Origin of the sequence: Hoeflea sp. IMCC20628, assembly GCF_001011155.1 — a bacterium.
In the GTDB taxonomy this organism is placed as follows: domain Bacteria; phylum Pseudomonadota; class Alphaproteobacteria; order Rhizobiales; family Rhizobiaceae; genus Hoeflea.
The window spans coordinates 3,740,221-3,761,775 of record NZ_CP011479.1 but is presented as its reverse complement, the minus strand read 5'-3'; the positions used below and the strand labels follow the sequence as shown (position 1 = coordinate 3,761,775).

Genomic DNA, 21,555 nt, shown 5'->3' with positions numbered 1-21,555 from the left:
ATTTAGGGCGGTAGATTCAATTGATCGCCGATTATGCACCACCAGAGTCATGCATCGGGAGCAGTGAAAAAATCTTTCACTGAACGGACATCGGCCGAAGCATGTCGTCTGTGTCAAGTTTGATCACGCTGCGCCAGAGCGGGGTCTTGAAAACATGACATACATGCTTGCCGCCGTCGTCTTTGCGAGTCTCCATCAGCAATCCAGCCCATTCGAGCGGCCGAAGCACGCAAGCTGAGAACGCGGCCATCTCACGCCACCCTGCGGTGTGCCAGTCTTGCGGCTCACCGTAGAAGGTTTCGAACAAGGCAGCCTCAGTCGTGCCATGATCGGCTTCGACGTTAATCACGTTCATCCAGACGTCCCACGTTCCGAAGGGTCGGTTGTTGAAGCGCGCATAAGAAGCGTGATCGATCTGGAGCACAAAGTATGGGATCAACTCGGCAAACAGGTGACCAGGGGCTTGCGCCAGCTTTGTGCCACGCTTGGTCAACCGAAACTCACCCTTGATGTGGCGACCCAGGCGCATGGAAATCAGCAGAAAATGAAGAACCTCAACGGGTGGGAACTCGTATTCATTGATTACCTTGTTGTAGCGGAACATATCTTCTGCGCTTTTCCCCGGCCAGTCGAAATTCTCGACGGCCCAATGGACGAAAACGCGCTTAAAGGCCTTGGTTTTGGTGACACCGATTGATCCGTGCTTCTGCGCATATTGCAGGGTCAGGAGAGCGCCCCGAAGGAGGGGAGAAAGCGCGAGGTCGGGATGGTCATCGGCGTGAGTGCGGAATTCGATCATATATTGAAACTGCCACAGGCAGCGCTGCAGTTCCATGATTTCCGTTCAGTGCAATTCCACTGGCAATGACATCTTTCAGCAGCAGCGAATGACGAGATCGAAGGGGCATGCTGCAGTTGTCACCGTTTTAACAAATGTCTTCTCAGGGCTGCAATTGGCTGATTCTGAATGCTCGCCGTTCCAGGCAGTTTGCGCCGGCAGAATCCTGAGCTCATACTTTCTAAAGATACCAGAAGGGGAGCCAGCAATGGCGTGTGGACACACACGCCGCTTGCCAGGGGAAATTCCCCGTGGACCCCTTGGAGGAAGAATGCGCCAAACTATCATACGAGTTCGTGCATCAGACGAAGAGCGCAACGATCTGCTGGCTCGTGCTAGTGCTCGCGGGTTGACCCTTTCCGAGCTCGTCAGGCGCTCTGGGCTCGGTGTTCGATTGCCTTCTGTCCGATTTGATCAACGGCAGGTCCGCATGTTGACCAAACTACTCGGGCAGCTGGCCAAAATTGGCAGCAACCTGAATCAGATCACACGAGCCGTTAATGCGCATCGCCTAACAGGACATAGCGAAGAATTGTCGTTCACACTCGGTGAAATTGATCGTCTGCGTATGCAAGTCAGGGAGCTGCTAGAGTGATCGTGCAGGTCACGCGGATAGCTCGAAAGGGCGGCTATCAGAACCTTGAACGGCATCTGCTGGACAAGCACGACGAGAACGAACGCATCAAGATTCTGGCTGGCGATCGGCACGTTTTTGCAGATGCGCAAGCTCTGGCCGATGCGAAAGGGTGCAAGTACTCAATACGGCATCTGTCGATCAGTCCCGACAGAGACATGTCTCCGAGGCAGCTGTCCGATTTCGTCAGATCAGTGGATGCCGAATTCGGGATCGGCGATCAGCGGCCGCGTCTTGTGGTTCTCCACGAAAAATACGGCCGAACTCATTTCCATGTGGCAGTTGCCGAAATTGATCCTGCGACAAACCGCGTCTTGAACAGCCGACACGACTATGCACGTCTTGAAAGATTGGCTCGTGAGTACGAAGCCGCGAGTGGCGAAACGATTCAACTGTCACGAGCCGAGCGGGCTATGGAGAGGATTGAGGGGTTTTCGTCCAAGGCCCGTCATAAAGCCGAGCGCAATTCACCCGCATTTGACCGCACCCGATTAAAGGCTGCTCGCGCCAATGGCGTAATTGAACTCCAGGCAGAACTGCAGCGGCAAGGCCTTTCCATAGCAAGTGGGGACAAAGGGTTCATTCTGGTCACCCTTGACGGGCAATTCGTCGCTGCAGCTCATCGGGCTACTGGCCTCAGGAAAAATGAATTCAAGAAAATTTGGGAGGCATACCGCAATGAAACCAAAAGACCTTACTTCGATGGAGATGCTGCAGGAGATACACAGCATTTTGAAAGCAGAAGTTTCGACCACGGAAAGCGGAACAGGAGAAATCGACAAGCTCGGGTCGCTCCTGACATCCATCCTGCGGCTCCAAACACAGCAGATCGATCTTCTCCGAGGTCTCTCAGAACGCGTCGGGCGTATTACACCCCGGTAGCCCAACGCTGGGCTAATAGAAGGCTATTGCAGCAAAGCCTGACAACAGTTGATTTAGACGAGCTCTTGCGTTGGGCCGAGGAATTTACTGCCTCACTCATGAAGATCATTATGGGACCTCGGCAGCTGCTGTCAGCAAGAATTCACGAGGCACGAAGCGGGGTTATTTCAGATGCTAATATACGTAACCCTAATGGCACGATGCTGCGGCCATGAAAACCAACGGAGGAAAAATGGAGGAACGAAAATCAAGAAGAAATTGCTACGATGCCTTTCGCAACCGCGTCATGCTCGCAAGAAGGAGACGGCAAGTTGATCCAGCTTTTTCGGCGGCACACCAACTACTCGCAATTTTCGGGCTCATAACGCTTTCAATTCCCATGCCCACCAATTCCTCAAGGTCCAGCTCGCCTTTCCAAAGGTCTTCAGATGAGAGGAAACAGTTTTCCGTAGCATTGGGCATTGCGCCGCGATATGTCGACATTTTCCTAAAGAGTGGGACAGTCCCATATTCGCTGCTGCTAGATCATCTTCGGGGTGCAGCAACTAGGAAAGATGCGCTTGTCGAGCTTCGAAACCGCATGCCAGCGGTGTGTCTTGACTGGCTGACCGACATCGAGCGGGATGAAGACTGGGCAAGGCTAAGCTTGTGCCGTGGGCTTGATGGTGACGAGCAAACGGAACTGAAAATGCTCCGGGCGGCGGCGCGATGGGAAGAGGAAAGGGCATTTGTTCTGAATGACCCTGCGCTTGTGGCAAACGGTGGTGATGGCGGCGCGCCGCCTCCAGTTGCCAGACCAAACCCCGATCCCGATCGACTGCGGTTATGATGGGAGAGCCCCAAAGTTGAATGCAAAATCAGCGACAGTCGGTCCCGTCCCGCAAGATTCTTCGATCGCGGTTCTCCTGCGGCTGTCTCTCTTCCGATTTTCGCATGCGCGAATTCCCGAAGTCCCGCTACACTGGCGGCGCTATGCTGACTTCTCCGATACGCTCGTATGTTGGTGGCTTAGAGTACATGCAGCGCACGTACTCGTGGCGAACGAACCCTAGAAAATTTGCGCATCTATCGTGCACCCAAATTATGCACCCGCTAATCGATTGTTCTTCTCGAATGAAGCACCGCGTTCGTAAGTCACGCGGCGCTCGGTGCAATGGCTGCTTCGAACACTCTTGAGGTCTTCCACCTTTCAAGGCGACCATCACTAACGGCTTATTCCGTTGAAAAACTCGGCGTTTCACGCGTCACAGCTGAAATCGTAGAACCTGTTTCCAACCAGCTAATCCATGTGAAATTCTATTGCGCGAATTGGCCATTCTCGGAACCGTTTTCTAGAAAACTGCAGGGAAAATCTGTGCCCCGAGTTTTTCAACGGAATAGGCCCATTGCTGCCTTTCGATCGGGCCCCGGGAACGGCTACTTTGGACTGCCATCTCGACCGTCGCATACATGCGCCGCTGATCACTAGAGCCGACGTTCGCAGAACTAACCTTTGGTCACCCCACTCAAGTGTCGCCGCTGCCCCTCTTAATCTGGTTCTTCTGTATGCTCAAAGTTCCCATCTTCCCACTTGTCAATGAGGACCTCCCACGGGTAAATTTTTAAGTGAGTTTCCTCAGGCAGACATAAGAAATAGATTTGGCTAAGGACGGCCAACGCGTCTTCTAAAAACTGCCCAAAACCCAACGTTGGATTGCCTTGGTGCGCGAACTCATTGCGGGCTGCCTTCATCCTCGCCAATCGAATGACCGACGTTGCATTCACTAGGTTGACGTCGCCATCGAAGGGCTTGGCGAACTTTGCCCTCTGGCTGATTGCCTCGCCGAGCGGAAGCTCTTCCTTCTGCCTAATCCCAGTATGCCATGCCCTCTGTTTCGTAGCCTTCGGCTTTACACGAGCAGCAACCTCATCACCGCACATCTCGACGATCGTAAAGGCATATGCAGCCATTGCGGCATCGTAGATCGGGTCACCCACCATGTGGACGATTTGCTCTGGAGCAACCATCTCCTGATCATGGAGGAAGTGGTATTTCTCTATATTTGTAGGCGTGGCGATGATGCCGAGTGAATGGACTGGGTAATTGATGTGAAGCTCTGCCAAGAGGTTACGGAACTCTGCTCCATGCCTATCAAATAAGTGTCGGTGCAGACGGAAATTGACGCCGAGCTCCAGCAGACTCTCGATAGAGGACCGGATTATTTGAGGCACATCCGACATTTTCAGCTCCGTTGCTACACACTGTTGAAATTATGTACTGTCCAATAGACCGATAACTGCGAGGTAGTAAACCAGCCAGAACCGGCAGCGCGTGGCTAATCCCCCCACAACCAGACTTTCCGGAAGCGGTCCCTTTTGATTTATTCAATCCCGAAGCAGCGAAAGCCAGCCTACCGCCCTCTGGGGCCTTTGCTGAATTCTGTCACATCGGCGTTTTCGGCCCGGAGCCGACATTGTCGCCGGGGTTCGGATTTTGCGCGCGCGCTCCGGAAAGCCGTTATTGGATCGATCCGCAGCATTGAGAGCCCGAGAAGGTCTGCAACGCGGATAATGTGACCTTTGTTGAATTTGATAATTGTTCAGCGCACGAAATGCGCGCTAATCCGTTTCTCTGCAAATATTCGACATCCCGACTTTGAACAAAATTTTCTACTAAGGATTGTGGAGGTTGAGGAAGTATTTGTGCATGACTGTTGACTGATTGCAATTTTTTTGACAATGCTTTGCTCTCTTTACGCGTATGAGAGTGGTTCAGAAATTCTGTTCCTTCTCTTGTCGGGCGCTTAGCCAGACATTCTGTTATTGTGAGCGTTTATCGGCATGAGCATGGCCAAGAAGGCCATCTCTCGTCGCTTCGCTCCTCGTCTACGAGCGATGTCCTTCTTGGCCATGCTCATACCTTTAAGGGTAAAGAGCTTTTGGTTGCGGAAGTTGTCGATTGGTACAAAGACCTGAATTTGGAAAAGACCCGAGTTTCGCGGCCTTCCAAATTTTTGTTTTTATGCGGCGGGGAACGCAAAATAGACGAGGCGGCCAAAGCGGCCAATTTACGTGACTATTTGTTGCGTGTTCGTCCAATTAAAACAAAATACGATATTGTTTTGGCCGAAGAGGCTACCCAGCTCTATCGTGATACACACTACGATGATTTGATAACATTTGAAGAAGATATTGCTCGCATCGCCGCCGTTGTGCTGGTGATCGCTGAGAGCGCGGGCTCGCTTGCGGAGTTAGGCGCTTTCAGTTCGAACGATACCATCAGGTTTGCCTTACGCGTTGTTATTCCAAGCCATCACGAAGTTAATGAGTCGTTTGTCCGCTATGGCCCAATTAAAAGAGTGACGAATGAAGACCGTTCACATTTAGGAGTGTATCCGTGGAAGGAGCATGCCAAGGGCGGGTTGAACGTTAGCTCTGTCAAACCACATTACACTGAAATTGTGAATTTTATTAAAGGTCATCTAGATAGTGCGCAAAATTCTTATTTTTATAAAGACCTAGATGGAAAAGAACTATTCTATATAACATATTGGATAATACATCTATCAATGGCGATTTCGCGAACTGTTTTATATGAATGCGTAATATCAATATTGCCCAAGGCAAACAAGAATGATATCCGAAATAAGTTATATTGTTTACAGATTGCTAGATGGATAAAAAGAGAATCCTATTCTGGAAAAGATTATTTTTATACACTAGTTGATGGCGATCCTTTTGATTACAGTTATAATGAGGGGGTCGACAATTCAACAATCAGACGCAAACTCGCTGTAGCCAATGGTCTAAAGAACGCCGAGAATATCCCTAAATATATCTTGAAAGAAGCTGCAACTGCGAGGCTCAGAAAACCATGAGTCTTGTCTTGGAGCTCGTTGAAGCAATTGGCTTGAGTGTCGCAGATATCAATCATGTTATTGATACAGCTCCAGCAAGATATCGCGTCTACCCAATCGAAAAACGGAGCGGCGGTGAGCGAATGATTGCGCAACCCTCTCGTGAATTAAAGGCGATTCAACGATTTATATTGCGAGAAAAACTTTCTTCCTTCCCTGTTCACCACTGCGCGATGGCTTACGAAGAGCACAGGAGCATTTATGCCAATGCTCAGATGCATAAAAACACAAGAGCAATTCTGAAACTCGATTTTCAAGAGTTTTTTCCGTCGCTGAAGGTGGCGGACTGGGAAATGTTGGTCTCTAAGTTAAAGCCAAACGCTATAAATATTTCGGACATAAAGCTGTACTCAAAAATTCTGTTTTGGGGGCAGCAAAAAGGATCAAAATTTCCGAGATGTCTTTCCATAGGCGCGCCTACTTCTCCGAAGATGTCGAACCTTCTTATGTTTGATTTTGATTCTATTGTCGCAGAAAAAGCCATAGAGCATGGACTTAACTACAGCAGATATGCGGATGACATTACCATCTCAGGTGATAGCACGTTGAAGATCACCACACTTGAAAGAGATATTCAAAAATTGGTTCGCAGTATGAAATCGCCAAGACTTACGTTCAACGAAGAGAAACGGGGTCTCTACACCAAAGGGCAACGTAGAATGGTTACGGGTCTTATAATTACCCCAGCAAAAGATGTTTCAATTGGTCGAGATCGTAAGCGTAATATTTCATCGATGCTCCATCGAGATACGTTGCGGAAGTTGGATGTTGATAGCAGAGGTCAATTGAAAGGTTTTTTAGGTTTTTGCGCAGCAGTCGAGCCGCAGTTTATTGATCGTCTTAGACATAAATATGGAGATGCAGCCATCGACCGCGCCATGAAATATCATACGCCAAAGCGATCGATCAATGAAACCTAGAGTGGGTAAAATTCACCACTGATTGATTTCGAGATATCTGATTGCGACAGGTTGCGAATGGCGAGGTGACGGCTCGGAGCGGACTTGCGGCAGCGCAGCGAAGTAATTCGTTTTGCCTGTTCCTGAATGTCGGCTCTCGAAGGAAGGGCAACCTGGGCTCGCATCCGCAACGAACGTCCGCTTCCCGCCCGAAGTTGCCAGGTCATGATTGGCACTTTCGGCCCGAAGCGGACATCGACCACCCGCATACTCGCGGCGCATGTATTCAAAGCTGCACACTTTACCTGAACTCTACCAACTTCCATCATAACGGTGATAGAAAGAGACGCTCAAACTGGACAAAAAAGACAATGCGTAGCTGAAGAGGCAGATATAAGTCGTTCATGGAAACGCAGACGATACAAAAGATTTCGGCGATCACCGATGTTGGCTTGTTTGAAAGAATCGCAACTGCGGTCCTTAGGCTCGTTCCCGATTATGAAGGACTAGTCCACACTGGCATAAATGCCGACGGAAAGACCCGTAAATCCCCCGTAGATGGACTGCGTTTCACAGGTGAGGGAGGTAATCGACTGATTATGGTCCACCACACCATCACGGCCACGACGGCTCTGGAGCGGAAATGGTTGTTGGACCCCGTCAAGGTGAAGCACCGAAAAACAAGCAAGTCAGCGTCACCTGAACCAGGCGATGTCATCAAGGCTTTTGCAATTATCCGCAAAGAGCGGGCGGTCACACCGAACTTATCTGCGACGCTCATACTCACAACCAATCAGGAACCTGACGAAGAGCTATTACGGAAGGTAACCGCGATTGGTCGCCAAGAAAAAGTGACAATTGATTTTTGGACCCGATCCCGCATTGCTGCACGACTTGACATTGACCCGCGTGGGCAAGTTATTAGGAACAAGCTACTCGGCATGAAAGAGGAGCTTCTTTCGCGTGAATTGTTTGCTAAGTTGTCCGAAGAATGCATATCGGCTTTCGATGCTGGCGATAACACCTCGGCACGAGTGTCACGCACACTCGATGCTCAGCTTGGACTAGGTCTAGGCCCAATAAACTTCCTAGTTGGCCCTTCTGGTTCAGGTAAGACAGTCGCCGCCCATAAGGCCCTCCTGAGACAACTTGCAAACGGGGGGGGTGCGCTTGTAATCGCACACACAAAAATTGAGCAAGCACTGACACTTCAGCAGGCCGTCACGGAAACACTGCTGCAGCTACAACCAAGCCTTGCCCCCAGCCAAAATCCATTAACGCTCTTCAGCGAAGAAGACCCACTTTTTATTCTTATTGAGGATGTAAGCAGGTCCGCGCAGCCGCAGCGGCTTATAGAAAAAATAGCGGGCTGGGCCCCGGATACAAAAAGCACCAACCGCCCACCATGGCGGATTATCTGCCCAGTCTGGCCACACTTGCTCAGCGCGGTTAGGTCCCAAACCAAAGACCGTGTGGAAATGATGTCGCTCCGACCCGAGCCTATGTCACATGCGGAGTGTGTGACAGCAGTCCTGACCAAAGCGTCGACTGAATCTATTGCGCTAAATCGCGAAGAAGCAGAAGCGATGGCCACTGCGCTCGGTGACGATGCGCTGTTGATTGCACTGAATCGCGATTGGCATTCCCCGCGTGCCAACCAAGTCATCGATAGTTTTGCCAATGATGCGTTGGCACGGGTAGCGCAGATAAGCGGTCAGATCGCATCAGAATTGCGTTCAGCTTTGCTCGATCTTGGAAAGTCAATGCTTCACAAAAGGTGCTTGGCACCAACCTGGAGTGACGTTCTCGAATGGGATATTGATCCGGAAGTTGTAAATCATGTTCGCGCCATCGCTCGCGAGGGCGAAGTGTTTCGGATCGACGGGGTGTCGTCTGACGCAAGGCTTCTCTTTCGCCATGATAGGGTGCGTGTCTGGCTGCTAGCCGAAGTGGCTTTCAAGCTCTGGGAAAAAGGCCAGCTTGATAATGAACTTCTAGCAGACCCCTCATTCGCCGAAATCATCGGCGAGGCGCTGGTTCGTGCTGCGGTGCCAGAAGAGTTGACTACGCGCATCCAGACCCATGGCCCGCTCGCACTCTTTCATGCACTCCGTCTTTTGCCGACTGGCGATCCAGGTGCCACAAGGCTCGCGGAAATAGCATCCAAATGGCTTCGTAATCCCAAAAATCGCGGAGCTTCGATGGCAACGCTGCGTTGGCAAGCTATGGCAATGATTGAGCGAGTCTCGGGAGAGTTCATGCAGGAACTGATCTCACTGTTCCCACAGCAATCCCCGATGGGGATGATCGCGCTGCTACGTAACGGGGATGTACGTGGTGGGATCGATTTAGCGGCCCGTTACGATCTCACTAATGTTGCGCACTGGACAGCACAAACGCTAGATTCAGTGCGACCGCTTTGGGGTTCCAGGATGGCTACCGAACTTAGCAGCTTGATGGATGCCACCAACGTCCAAACGGATGAGCAAGTCGATGCTATAATCGAGTTTTCTGGGGCGCTTGGCGATCCTGATCTAGCATTAGCACTCAAGCGGCTGTGGGTCCGTGATGAGGAGCGCGGCGTTCGTCTTGGATCATACCTTTGGGCGATGGCGCGTTGCTCAACACCAGAGACGGCTGCACAATTACTTGCTCCCGTTTGCGCTCTCTGGGGTGCGCTCCCCGAATCCCGTGAAGGCAATGGACCCTCGCCACGTGACGAACTTGCAGCGTATTCTGTCCGGTTTGCATTTGAGCGGATGCCCCCAGTCGGAGCACTTAGCTATCTAATCGATCGCGCCAAAAAACCCGACCTTGGATGGCAGATCGAATACATGTTGCACGGCGTCGATCACAGTAGCGCGGTTTTCTTTCAGGTTAAGCTTGGAGCCGATCGGCTGCGGGATAGCGGTCACATCTATTCATATAAGAACCATGCGCGGGAGTTCTGGCGGCGAACGCAAGAAGGTTTCGGCAGTCCGATGTCTCCTTCAATCCGGGAGTCACTGCTTGTTTTGTGGAATGACACAGAAGAAAATGAGGAGCGCCGAAAAGCAGCGTTCGACCTTTGGGCAGCTTGCCGCTACGAGGCCGATCTATCAGTATTGCAAGCATCGGCCAGAGACGCATTCTTGTACAATAGCGTGCTTCGTGAACGTCTTAGTCGCGGAGACACAAAGGCCGTTCCAGCACTGATTGAGCAGTTGGATGGCGAAGATGGATTGCACTGGTGGTTCTATGCACGATACGTTTGGTCGGCAGAGATGTATAAGGTACTCGATCGAGCGTTTGCTCGCGAGGCTGCCAAGTCGCTTCCCGATGAAAACAGAATGTATGATATCGGCTCGACCCTCACCCGCGTACTAATGCGGCTCACAGCACCAGATGCGGAAAATCTGCTATTGAGTTATTGGGGTAATTTTGGGCATACCATGCATTTTGTTCAGGCGGCACTCTTTGTTGCCACCCCAGAACTTCTTTCCCTCGCCGATAGTGCAATTCGTTCTGATCCTGATCCAGCCAAGCTATTTACTCATTTCACTATGCACTTTGGCATTCGAACTAAGGGCGAAGTCGGCCTTTCCCGAGAGTCGCAGTTAAACGCCATTGCCCTTTACATTGAATTACTACGCCCAGAAGATATCGAGCAGCTCGCTGACGTTTGCAATGATAACGGCTGGTACAGTTTGCGGAGGAAACTGCTTGATCCGCACAGAGAAACAGCGCGAATTGAGACCCCCGAACGCTTCCGCCACATACTTGACGAAACCCTTATGCGCGGCCACACGGGTTTCATAGACCATGATATTGATAATTTTCAAAAAGCAGACGTCCCTTGGCACTTGCTTGCACCAACCTTGGAACAATGGCTAAGTGACCAACCGTCGATCCGAGCGCTTGAGCTCGCTGTCCGCGCGATCCGGCATGCCGGACAGCGAGCAGATATCGCCATTCTCGAACAATGGCCAGGGGATCAAAAAGCGACCCTTCTTGGAACAACTGCAGACCTGGATTTTGAATTGCGACTTCATAGTCGCTGATCGCGCTGAACGTGTCACAAAATACTGTAGGTATGTTAATATCCGACGGTAGCTTTAATACGCATTAGAATCGGGAATCCGAATGTTTTGCCCAAAAAATGGTTCGAGCTGGCTGATGAATAACAGGGCGTAACGGGTTAAAATATTATTGCCTTCAGTTTCACGGTTAATCGCACCTCCACAGAAGCTCATCCCCATAATGGTCAACTATTCTGCGGTGCATCGAATTTCCGCTTCCCACCCATTTTTGCCGTCGATCAAGATCGATGTTTTGGTCACTTTGTTTGCATTGCTGTCATTGGTTGCAAACGGTGATTTGGATGTGGAAGGCAGGCCGATACGAGATCAATCGGCTTTTGATAGCGGGAAGTCGACTCGATAGCTTCTGTGGATAGCGAAGGATATTTTTCCGGGTGCCTCCTGGGTGCCCCTGAATCAAAAACGCTGCACTCTCCTATGTTGGAGAATGCAGCGTTTGCAGGCGATTGATGGTGCCCCCGACAGGATTCGAACCCGTGACCCCCTGATTACAAATCATAGGTCTGACTCATATCTCAACGAGCCCACAAGAACCCGTCAACCGTATTCGCAACCATACGCCTGACACAACCAAACCAGTTAGCTTTAAGCTCCAAGTTTCGGCAAATGAGATAGGTCGAGGCCTTCATACCGCAATTTCTGCATCTGCTCGTCAAGGACGCGAAGTTTACGCAACCCAGTTCCATAGCGTTTCGCCATGCCCGCTGCACTATGGCCCTGCAAGGCATCAACGATGTCCTGAGGTATCAGGCAGTCCAAGGCAGCGTCTTCGAAATTGTGCCTGAATGAGTGGAACGAATTTCTGCCAGTCTTCACAGCGATGCTCGTGAGAAAATGTCCAAAAGGTCGTGAGTAGGCGGATGAATAATGCCCGTCATCCGATTTACGCATTTCCGGGAAAAGTCGCGTATGTCCCTTGCTGCGTTGTTCGGAAGCAAAATCCAGAATGCCAAGCTCAAGCAGCTTGGGATGGATCGGAATCTCACGCAAAGAACTCTTGGTTTTTAAACCCTGCTCCTCGCCTTCGTCGGTTATCTTGAAATACGCGATACCGCCATCCGTTGCCACATCGCTCACATTCATCTGAATGATTTCGCCCGATCTTGCGCCCGTAAACAGGCCGATGAGCGGCACCCAATAATTGCCCCTGTCCGAAGGGACGTGATCCCCTTTGGTTCGCCAGGACTTTGCAGATTTGCAGCCTGTGTAGAGGGGAGCGTTGAAAATCGCCTGCAGCTCGCTCGCAGTGAACGGGTTGCGATCGTCGCGACCGCTCTCTTTAATTCGCAGGTTTAGACCATTAAAGGGGTTGGGGGGAACATCGTCGAAATTGGCATCTGACCAGTTCCACATGGCTCGGACAAAACCCAGGTTCTTGTTCACGTTCTTGTCGGACATCGGCGGCAACGATAATTCAGCAGCCTTTATTGCTGCTTCAGCGAACGTGCAGCCTTTCAAATCAGGATGCTTCGTGTAGTTTTTCGGAAGCGCTTTGAGGGCGTTCTTATATGCGCGGGCGTCTTTCTTGTTGTACTGATCCAGAGGTCTGTCGCGAGCCAACTCCAGAAACCGCTGAGCCGCCAGGACGTTTGCTGTTGCGGATTTCCCATCCCACGAGGTTTTCTTTTCTGTTGCCCACCCTTCGATTGCCTCTGATAGCAAGGGGGCCGCAGAGGTAGGCGTTAGTTTTTGCTCCTCCGCGGTGACCACTGACCCAGCTTCCGCTCTGGGGTAAAAGTCAGCATAAGGATCAACGTTTGGGTTCGCATCATCATTGCTCAGATCATGCAGGTATGTTCGAGCACGATGCACTGCTTTCCTGACCTTGGACCTCACCAGCTCCATGCTGTCCGGATGAAGCCGTATGCCTTTTTCTTCCATGTACGCTTTTATCTCGCGATCATTTCTGCGGGCGACAATCCGGTCGGTGATATCGGTCCGTTTAGAAATGTAGGTGAGCTTGGTCTTCGAATGGTCGGGATGATCCTTGAATTCGATCGCGTCCAGCATGCGGTAAACTTCTGGTTCAGACAGCTTGCCTGGGTCGTCGATATTGACTGCCACTTTCAGCCGATAAATCTCGCCAGCCATCGACGATGCTTCGCGTTCGCTCAGGGTTGTGATGCCTGCGCGCAAAGTGGCAAAACGCTCCTCGATCTCAGCTGCGACCCTCGCGAAAAGGAGCCTCGCCTCGCTGACATCTTTTGTGCCGAGGCTTTTCACGATCTCCTTCTGCTTCAGGATCGGCTGCAGGTCTTGAGGCACGCGCTTGCGAAATTTGTACATGCCAGTGCGGTTATCTTTGGAGGGCTGTGACATTCTCAAAACCATAGCTGTGGACCCACCTTGTGTACCCAAAGGCGGTTACAGAATCGTTGAGAACCGGGATTCCTAGCATTTTCAATGCTTGAAACTGGTGCTGCCGGAGAGATTCGAAAACTCGCTCCGAAAGCGCTAAGTCAAGCAAATTCAATGACTTGATGGCACTGTTCTAGACGCGAATGTAGCAGTTCACTGTAACAGTTTCAACCGTACGCTTGAGAGCAAAAAAGGTGTGCTGACAGGGGTAGGGTTCCAGATTCACGACTGACCGTATTCGTCGAGGGTAGTGCAAGCCCCGCCGAAGATGCGGCGAGGCTCAGTGTCAAGCTAACGGTATAGGTGGGGTGCTCAAGATTGGAGCACAGATCGCGACTTAGCCGAAGAGGTTCCTACCAGGTTGCGTGGCCAGAGTGCTGCACCTGCAAACCAGCAAGTGTACAAAATGCACACCCTAGGGAATGTACATCTCAGGCATATCATCGCCCGAAGCCCCGTCCTGTGGATCTCGCTGAAGACATCCGGAAGGCGCTCAGTAATCAGCATCTTCATCTTCCCAGCCATGCCTTTCACGTATTTGTTCAACAATGTGCGCCAAGGCGGGATCCTCTTCACACCTGACGATCATTTCCGAGATCACGTCGGGCGTGTTCCGACCGAGGAACTTGGTGAGACCTCGAGCCATGATTTCGGGGTTGTTCGCCCTGTGTGTGCCTATCGATCTGGCAATGCGATCTGCGATAAGTTGTGCTTGTTCTTCCAATTCCTCTTCTCCATATGGCTGATATGCTTCCGGTGTTTCCTGGTCCTGCCACGCTTGCCGCGCCAGGTCCCATGATGGATATTCGTCGGCGTCCTCGCCAAGCGCTTTTGCCGCTAGCCGCATGGCAGCGACCGTTCCGCTGGAGACAGCAGCAGAAACAGTTATTTGGCGCTTGCTGAACAGGTACCCCATGGCATCACCGGGTTTGACCATCCTAACAAGTTTCCAGGCCCAGTTGGTTCTCTGTGAGAGGTTCAATGGCATGACCGTCTTGCTGTTTTCCGCGCCGGACTGGAGGATAGCTTCCTGAACGGTGCCGCCAAAGAACTCGACGGGGATCTCGTCGCGGTCCTCCATCCGGTAGGCTTCCAGTCGGTGGTGCCCGTCAATGACCACTGCGTGTTCTCCCAGAGGCAAAACCAGAACAGGCGTGAGATCGCGCACCGATTTCAGGCTGCTCCTGAGATCGCTGACGTGCTTTTCGGAAGGAACTGACATCCGGGGCTGGAAAACCTCTGGCATGGTTCGGATCTGATCAAGTGTAAGCGATCTGCTGCGAAGATCAGAGATGCTGGTGCCTTGTCTGAGCTGTTCCAGTTCTAACAGGCGTTCCGGTGTAACTGTGCCTTTGCCGACAGCGGTCGGTCTGTATCCGCGTCTCATCAGTTGGGTACCTCATGTGAATTAAGGGGCACCCGAAGTTCCACCAGCGGTCTGTGCCTTCGGACAAGTCGCGTCTGGCGCATAAGCGCTTGTTTGGCGAGCCTGTCGGCAAGTTCATTGAATTGATTACCGGAGTGCCCTCTGACCCACTCCCAGTGGACTGTGTGTTTGGACATTTCGCAGATCAACTGTTTCCACAGATCTTGGTTTTTAACATTTTTCCATCCTCTGGCGCACCAGTTAGGAATGCGTTCGGAGGCTCCTTTCACGAGATACTCGCTATCCGAAATGACGAGAACCACTGAAGGTCTGGTGAGAGCCTTCAGGCCTTCTATGGCTGCCATGAGTTCCATGCGGTTGTTGGTTGTGTCAGGTGCTCCGTCGGAGATGGTTTTGATTGTTTTTCTGCCTGTCAGGATGGCGGCCCAACCGCCTCGGCCAGGATTTCCTGAGCAAGAGCCGTCGGTATAGATCGTCACTGATCGTGATGAGTTCATGTGCTGAACTCCTTTTCGTCGAATTATTTTCGGTAGGGGGATCGGAAGCGTCGTTCCGATTGCTGGGCGCTGGAGCAGTCATTTGTCGACTGATCGATCAACGCATCCATGGGACATCCCCTCGAAAAAGTAGGGATGCCGGTCGCAAGAGCAGCTTGTGCCGTTCTATGTGCCATATGGCATATGTTTAGCGCCGCAAGGAGCAGGTAGCCTTCCTTGCTGCTGTTGGCTTCAGGTGTACCCCCTGCTTGTCACCTTGTGGGCCAGCCCCTTGGAGATCCCCAAGTGATCTGCGACTTTCTGGATTGACCAGCCTTCTTCCGTCCTAAGCCGGACGGCTTCCGTTTCCTGCTCGGCAGTCAGGCGCGGTCTGCGTCCGAACTTCACGCCGTTTGTTTTCGCCTTGGCAATCCCGTCCATCTGCCGTTCCTTGCGGATGTCCGCTTCGAACTGGGCAAACACGGCGAGCATCCCGAGGAAGGCTCGGCCAGCGGCGTCGGTGGTATCGATGTTCTGATCCAGCACCTTGAGCGCCACGCCCTTGTCTTCAAGTTGACGGGCAAGTGACAACAGGTTTTCAGCCGACCGGGCCAATCGGTCGATCCGCGAGATCACCAGTGTGTCACCCTTGCGAATATAGCGAAGGCACTCCACGAGCTTGGGGCGGTCGGTCTCCAGGCCGGATCTCTTCTCGGCGAAGATCTCCTCACAACCAGCCGCAGTCAGTTTGTCCCGCTGCACTTCCAGAGACTGTCCAACGGAGGACACCCGAGCATAACCAACCAAAGACATCGTTCAAATTCTCCTTAAACATTGATGACCGATAATTTATGAACGGAAAATGACCGCGCTGTCAACAGGGTGAGGCGAGGTTCAGGAACGTATAGTTTGATGAACGGCTTTAGTGCCGGGTGAAGCGAAGGGTTGCCGCCGGTTATGTCGAATGGCCAACCTATGGGCACCCCACGGGGGGAACTGGCAAACAGCGTAGTATCAATATGCCATCACAGATTTTTCGTAAAAATAGTCAGGAGGCCAGCTTAGGCCGTTCGCAGCCTTTGAGCTATTTCCTGGAGAGACAGATCGGGATGCGAGATGACAATTCCATTTGCTGCCATCGCAGCGTTTCGCCCCCGCATCCAAGCATGCTCAATTTGGCCCGAGGTGGCGAGGAAAAACTCACCGCCGAGAGGTTCTGCATCAAGTCTCTGAAGCTGATACTTCATTGCATCCTCACCAACTTGCGCGACTTTCCAGTTTGCCCAAGGCGGATTGCCATCTTCAATCCTCAGCAAATGCCAATGAAACGCACAAGCAGGAAGCGCCTTGTTGAAGGCGTAACATCTAGCGGTGGGTTCTCCCGAGTAGCCAACTTTAATGATCGATAGGCTGTGGACTGCAGCTGCTGGTCTTCCCAGAAAATGTGAGAGATCACCGTCCAACTGAAGCATGTAGAGGTGCTTGGGGCCATCGTCCTCTTGCACGGTATATGGCTCAGAAGAGCGGGGCACCGCTGAAGATGTCTGAACGCTCCGAACAAGTGGCTGTGGAGTGGTATTAAACGTTCTCCGGCCACCGAAGCACGGGACCTCTATAACCGGCAGCTCACGAATATTGGCAATTTCTGAAGCAGCGAAACGAACGCCACGTCTGCCAATTAGTTGGCGCATATTTCCAGGCCCAGAAGAAGGGCCAACTGTCTCCGGTGCAATAAGGTCTATCCTGGGCTGCGCACCATCAACAATTTGCCATGCTCTGGATGCACCGATTGCGTAGTTCCAGCGGCCAGATTCTTCACTATTTGCTTCAATTCGGGCATAAGCGTCACCAGGCATGAAATCCTTGGCAAAACCGATTTGCTCATTGAGCTGGAGAAATCCAGCTAGTTTGCCGTGTAGAGCTGGCGCTCTCTTGCTGTCGTCCGTGACGTATACAGCGAGAAGGCACCCAGGTGATATTTGATCGAGAAGCCACTTTCGGTCCGCTTCATTGGTGAAGCCGACGAACCCCCAGTTTAGCGCATCAAATCCCCACATGGAGGTTAGCCAGATATTCGGGTTCGCAGTATCGAAAGGATCTGGGAACACTTTGCCTATTATAGAGGCTACCGTTGGCCTTGAGATGACACCGGCTGCGGCCAGTCCTTCAACAACCTCCGGGTGGATCGTCCAGCGATAGAACTCACCGCCTTCGCCTTCCTGACCTTCAGCAAGAACCGTGGTCCAGACGTTGTCTGCATGGTTGCCGGAAAGTGGCGTCAGTCCGAAATGCTTGGCGATCTTCATGCCGAGTTCGCCGTAATAACGATTGGCGCCCCGGTAATCCTGCCAGCCGACCGCGTCGGATAACTTTCCGGCGGTCAGGATTGTGTTTGCGGCATGGGCGGCAAGCATCGAGCGTTCATGATCCGCCAATTCAACTGACCTGAAGTATTCTTCATACTCCGCAGCAGTGGCGATGTTCGGGCTCCGCCGTGCTTGGGCTGTTTGGCCTCTGGAAGCATCCACCCATGCTTTGGCTTCGGCCAGTGCTGCGTCTACCGTGTCTGCTTCGAACCGGCGCGGGCCTACCGGTTTGCCACTGGACAAGATGACAGCCTGAGCCTTCCCATTGCGAACATCGCCAATGATTTGGTAGCCCTTGTGCTCTTCCTCTTGTCGCATAATAGCCCCCTTGGTTACGTGCCCTGAAATGTCTCGCTGCCCGAATATCATTCCTCAGGCTCTTCCCAGTCCTGGGCACTCAGCAAGAAGGTCTGCGTCGACCAGAGCTTATGTTTGATTTCACCTCCGACAGCTAGGCCACAGCGCCTCTTGTCGAGATGTTGCAGACCGTTAGAATCAAACAAGTCGATGCGGTTTGGAGTGACCTTCTGAACAACCGACCAATGATTGTGGGTGCCGGTCAGGCCGAGGATGGCCGTCCGGCCTTCGTCGAGGTCGACGTGTTCTTTCAGCACAGACCAGAACTCGTCAAAGTCGTCGGGACGCCGTTTCATTGCTGTTCGGCGCGAGATGGTTTTTTTGTTCTTGCTTGGATTCTCGGTGTCATTTTTGGATGTCCACCTCTGGCTGGCGACGTCAATCAACTCTCCCAACTTTCGAAAGCCGGTGCCGTTGTGTATGATTTCGCCAATGCCTCTGCCGTCATCGAGAAGATTGGTTAGGTAGATAAAAAGGGCGACCCGTTCTTCGTGGTCCATGCCTTTCGGCTCGATCAAACCAATGCTGTTGACGATGGAATAGATGCCACACAGACCATCGAGAGACCCTTGTTGTACCGCCATACGGCGTTTTGCGCTGCTCATGCTTTCATTATCCGTTTTTGCTTCATCTTCGGTGCCGCCGCCCGTTCGGCCTTGATGCGCTCCAGCAAGGCACTGGCGTGTTCATCATTGAGATCCTGGGGCACGAGCTGGCCCTTGAAGGCCTTGGCGAGGATGGCCTCGTCCAGCTTGCCCACCAGCTCTAGCGCCCGCTTTGCCTCCGCTGCCAGCCGGTCGATCTTATGGAAGGCAGACTCGACACGGCTGACGATTTCCTGTTGTTTTCCGAGGCTTGGAAGTATGATCTCGTAGGCTCTTAACTGGGTAAGGTTGATGCGCGGCCGGGTCGCTCCATGGACCTGCTGAGCAAAAAACAGATATGTTGCTTCTGAAGTTAACTGGAGCAAAACGAACTGCGGATTTGCCTTGTCAGGCTCGAGGCGAACACAAAAACAGTCCGCTTTATTAATCGCATTGTACTTTGCATTCTCCGGAAAAAGGCAGGCCCGCACCTCTTCACTAACGAATGAAGAGAAAAGAAGATCGTTTGCCTGGAGCGTGTGCTTGGCAAGAGCCGCGAATTTCTCCGCGCTAATATACGTTCTCTTATCCTCTATAAAAGTTCGAACGCCGATGTTCTCTAATCGGACAACTCTGGGTCCATCGTCAGTGTAGTCCGCAGATTTCAGGTTGGAGCCGAATGGGCCGTCGAACACCCGTATGCAGGCATTTTCAAGCGGCAGAGATGGCCAATTTTTCGTCAGCTCCCCCGAGAACACCTTGGAGAGCATCGCCTTTTTGTAGCGGGTGACGAGGGTGTCGATGCGGGCGAGGTCGGTGCGGGCGCGGGCGGACTTCGTGGCCAGTGCGTCCAGCTTGGCGACAATGCGCTTCTGCTCGGCGAGGGGAGGGAGGGGGATATGGAACTCAGCTACGGATTTTGGGCTTGCTCGCATAAGCGAGCCGCCAACTCCCGAAACTGTTCCGAGGAATTTCTGTCGAAAATTATTTTCTGACAGTGCGAACTTCAGAAACCTCGGTTCGCAACAATGGTTGCGATAAACAATCCACTCGCCTGACGCGATCTGCCGATGTTCACCTTGTTTTCCAACGGTCCAAACTCGTCTGATATGCGGGACGATTTTGCATAGAAGGACGTCATCGTTTTGCACGATCTGTTTAGTGGAGCCAATCTCGGCACCGGATACTGTATCGGGCTGACCCTCTGAGAACGACGGGACGCTGTAAAGCTCGAAGATTTCATTTGGATAATCTTTGGGATTGACAGAGCCTCCACCTATCTTCGTGATTTCCTTCAGTTGGAGTTCAGCCCACCCCCTCGGCAGCTCACTCATTCCCCTGCCTCCGGTGCTTCCGCGAGCGTCGTCTCTTCAAGCTCCGCACTGAGCGCCTCGATCTCCAGCATGGCCGCCTGGAGGTGCGCTTGGATCGCCGCCGCGATGTCTTCCGGCTCGATCAAGCCTTCCTCTGCCTCTTCCTCCAGTTCTCGCAGCCATGAGATGTCGAGATTGTCTCCCCGCGCTGAGATCTCCTCGCGGGTGAAGCAGCGCCACCGGCCCTCTACGCCCTGCTCCTCGCCCCGTTCAGTGCCATTCTCGTCACTCCCGAAGGCCTCCTCGAAGGCGGTAAAGTGGGCATCCGTCAAATGATTGGTCTTGCCGAATTTAGGCATCTGGGCGCGAAGGTCATAGATCCACACGTCATCGGTGTTGCCGGTCTCGGTCTTGCCACGGGTCAGGAAGATGACATTGGTCTTCACCCCTTGCGCATAAAAGATGCCGGTGGGCAGCCTGAGGATGGTGTGCAGATCGCACCAGTCCATCATCATTCGCCGCAGTTCCTTGCCGCGCCCGTCCTCGAACAGCACATTGTCCGGCAAGACAATCGCCGCCCGTCCGCCGGGCTTCAGCGCCCGGATGCAATGCTCGACAAAAGGCAACTGGTAGGATGAGACGGTTGCCGTCACCGACAGGTCATCCCGCGTCGGCGCACCACCCGCCGGGCCGAAGGGCGGATTGGTCAGGATCAGGTCGGCCTTGCCAAGTGTCTTGCCCTTGTCCGACAGGGTATCGCCTAGGTCGACATGGTCGCTGTCGAGATCGTGCAGGTACAGGTTCATCAGCAACAGCCGCAGGGTGCCCGGAACATTCTCCATGCCGTGGATGGCCTGATGCTTCTGGAACTCCTGCTCTTTTGTGCCAAGCGTGAAATAGTCGTCCGTAGCCTCGCGCATCACCTTGTCGGCAGCGATCAGGAAGCCGCCGGTTCCCGCCGCCGGATCCTGGATCACCTCGCCGGGCTTGGGTTTCATCAGCCGCACCAGAACCTCGATCAGTACACGTGGGGTGAAATACTGTCCCGCGCCACGCTTGGTTTCCTCGGCGTTCTTCTGCAGCAGACCTTCGTAGAGATCACCGAACTGGTCGCGCTCCTCGGAGAACCAGTCGAGTTCATCAATGGCCGTGACCAGCGTCGTCAGGTTTTGCGGTTCGCGGATGAACGTGGAGGCATTGTCGAAGATCGCCTGAACCATGCGCGGAAGGGAACCCTCGGGATCTCCCAGCGCTGTCAGCGCATTGCGGTAGAGCTTGAGCTTGTGCAGCGGCTCGGCCTTGACCAGCGCCGCCCAGCGGTACTCCGGGGGAATGTTGCCTTCCTCGCGGTTCCGCTCCGCCATCATCTTGAGGAACAGCAGATAGGTCAGTTCGGTGACATATTGTTGATAGGTGATGCCGTCCTTGCGCAGAACGGTGCAGAGACGCCAGAGTTTCTGGACGATGGCATTGGCATTCATGAGCG

15 protein-coding genes are annotated in these 21,555 nt (G+C 52.6%); 5 read left to right on the top strand and 10 right to left on the bottom strand.

Translation table 11 applies throughout. From position 1 onward, the window contains the following. Positions 1 to 76: 76 nt before the first annotated feature. Positions 77 to 835 (bottom strand): hypothetical protein, encoded by a 759-nt coding sequence (locus IMCC20628_RS17720; RefSeq protein WP_082128205.1) that lies wholly within the window; start codon positions 833 to 835, stop codon positions 77 to 79. A 594-nt stretch (positions 836 to 1,429) separates the two neighbouring features. Between IMCC20628_RS17720 and IMCC20628_RS17710 the strand changes: the two genes are divergently transcribed. Further along, complete coding sequence (locus tag IMCC20628_RS17710; protein WP_047031313.1) at positions 1,430 to 2,569, top strand: relaxase/mobilization nuclease domain-containing protein; 1,140 nt, start codon at positions 1,430 to 1,432, stop codon at positions 2,567 to 2,569. After that, complete coding sequence (locus IMCC20628_RS25190) at positions 2,566 to 3,183, top strand: hypothetical protein (RefSeq protein WP_156174563.1); 618 nt, start codon at positions 2,566 to 2,568, stop codon at positions 3,181 to 3,183. Before IMCC20628_RS17710 ends, IMCC20628_RS25190 begins: the two co-directional genes overlap by 4 nt. Before the next feature lie 698 nt (positions 3,184 to 3,881). On the opposite strand, the gene IMCC20628_RS17695 is transcribed toward IMCC20628_RS25190, so the two are convergent. Next, entirely contained in the window at positions 3,882 to 4,574 is a 693-nt protein-coding gene (locus IMCC20628_RS17695) for a hypothetical protein (protein ID WP_047031310.1), read from the bottom strand. A gap of 584 nt (positions 4,575 to 5,158) precedes the next feature. On the opposite strand from IMCC20628_RS17695, the gene IMCC20628_RS24360 reads away from it, so the two are divergent. The 3 genes from IMCC20628_RS24360 (at position 5,159) to IMCC20628_RS17680 (ending at position 11,189) form a co-directional block, all read left to right on the top strand. Further along, positions 5,159 to 6,211, top strand: coding sequence for a retron St85 family effector protein (locus IMCC20628_RS24360; RefSeq protein ID WP_156174562.1), 1,053 nt, complete (start codon positions 5,159 to 5,161; stop codon positions 6,209 to 6,211). Between the two features lie 8 nt (positions 6,212 to 6,219). Beyond that, on the top strand, positions 6,220 to 7,170 hold the full coding sequence (locus IMCC20628_RS17685; RefSeq protein ID WP_197078330.1) for a retron St85 family RNA-directed DNA polymerase: 951 nt from the start codon (positions 6,220 to 6,222) through the stop codon (positions 7,168 to 7,170). A 383-nt stretch (positions 7,171 to 7,553) separates the two neighbouring features. Beyond that, the gene (locus tag IMCC20628_RS17680; RefSeq protein WP_047031308.1) at positions 7,554 to 11,189 is read left to right on the top strand and encodes a hypothetical protein; all 3,636 of its coding nucleotides are present in this window, start codon (positions 7,554 to 7,556) and stop codon (positions 11,187 to 11,189) included. A 624-nt stretch (positions 11,190 to 11,813) separates the two neighbouring features. Here the strand turns inward: IMCC20628_RS17680 and IMCC20628_RS24355 are convergent. From IMCC20628_RS24355 to IMCC20628_RS17640, 8 genes are all read right to left on the bottom strand, one after another. Next, a complete protein-coding gene (locus IMCC20628_RS24355; protein WP_197078329.1) occupies positions 11,814 to 13,547 on the bottom strand; it encodes a site-specific integrase in 1,734 nt (577 codons plus the stop codon). A gap of 532 nt (positions 13,548 to 14,079) precedes the next feature. Then, the gene (locus tag IMCC20628_RS17670) at positions 14,080 to 14,973 is read right to left on the bottom strand and encodes a ParB/RepB/Spo0J family partition protein (protein WP_047031307.1); all 894 of its coding nucleotides are present in this window, start codon (positions 14,971 to 14,973) and stop codon (positions 14,080 to 14,082) included. Further along, on the bottom strand, positions 14,973 to 15,470 hold the full coding sequence (gene rnhA / locus IMCC20628_RS17665; protein ID WP_047031306.1) for a ribonuclease HI: 498 nt from the start codon (positions 15,468 to 15,470) through the stop codon (positions 14,973 to 14,975). The genes IMCC20628_RS17670 and rnhA overlap by 1 nt, the downstream gene beginning before the upstream one ends. A 231-nt stretch (positions 15,471 to 15,701) precedes the next feature. After that, entirely contained in the window at positions 15,702 to 16,262 is a 561-nt protein-coding gene (locus IMCC20628_RS17660; protein WP_047031305.1) for a recombinase family protein, read from the bottom strand. Positions 16,263 to 16,510: 248 nt separating this feature from the next. After that, positions 16,511 to 18,133, bottom strand: a complete 1,623-nt coding sequence (locus tag IMCC20628_RS17655) for a hypothetical protein (RefSeq protein WP_156174560.1) — start codon at positions 18,131 to 18,133, stop codon at positions 16,511 to 16,513. Between the two features lie 47 nt (positions 18,134 to 18,180). Further along, positions 18,181 to 18,777 carry a hypothetical protein gene (locus tag IMCC20628_RS17650; protein WP_047031303.1) on the bottom strand — a complete coding sequence of 199 codons (597 nt, stop codon included), beginning with the start codon at positions 18,775 to 18,777 and terminating at the stop codon, positions 18,181 to 18,183. Continuing rightward, complete coding sequence (locus tag IMCC20628_RS17645; protein ID WP_047031302.1) at positions 18,774 to 20,090, bottom strand: restriction endonuclease subunit S; 1,317 nt, start codon at positions 20,088 to 20,090, stop codon at positions 18,774 to 18,776. Before IMCC20628_RS17645 ends, IMCC20628_RS17650 begins: the two co-directional genes overlap by 4 nt. Then, positions 20,087 to 21,550, bottom strand: a complete 1,464-nt coding sequence (locus IMCC20628_RS17640) for an N-6 DNA methylase (protein ID WP_047031301.1) — start codon at positions 21,548 to 21,550, stop codon at positions 20,087 to 20,089. The genes IMCC20628_RS17645 and IMCC20628_RS17640 overlap by 4 nt, the downstream gene beginning before the upstream one ends. Positions 21,551 to 21,555 lie beyond the last annotated feature (5 nt).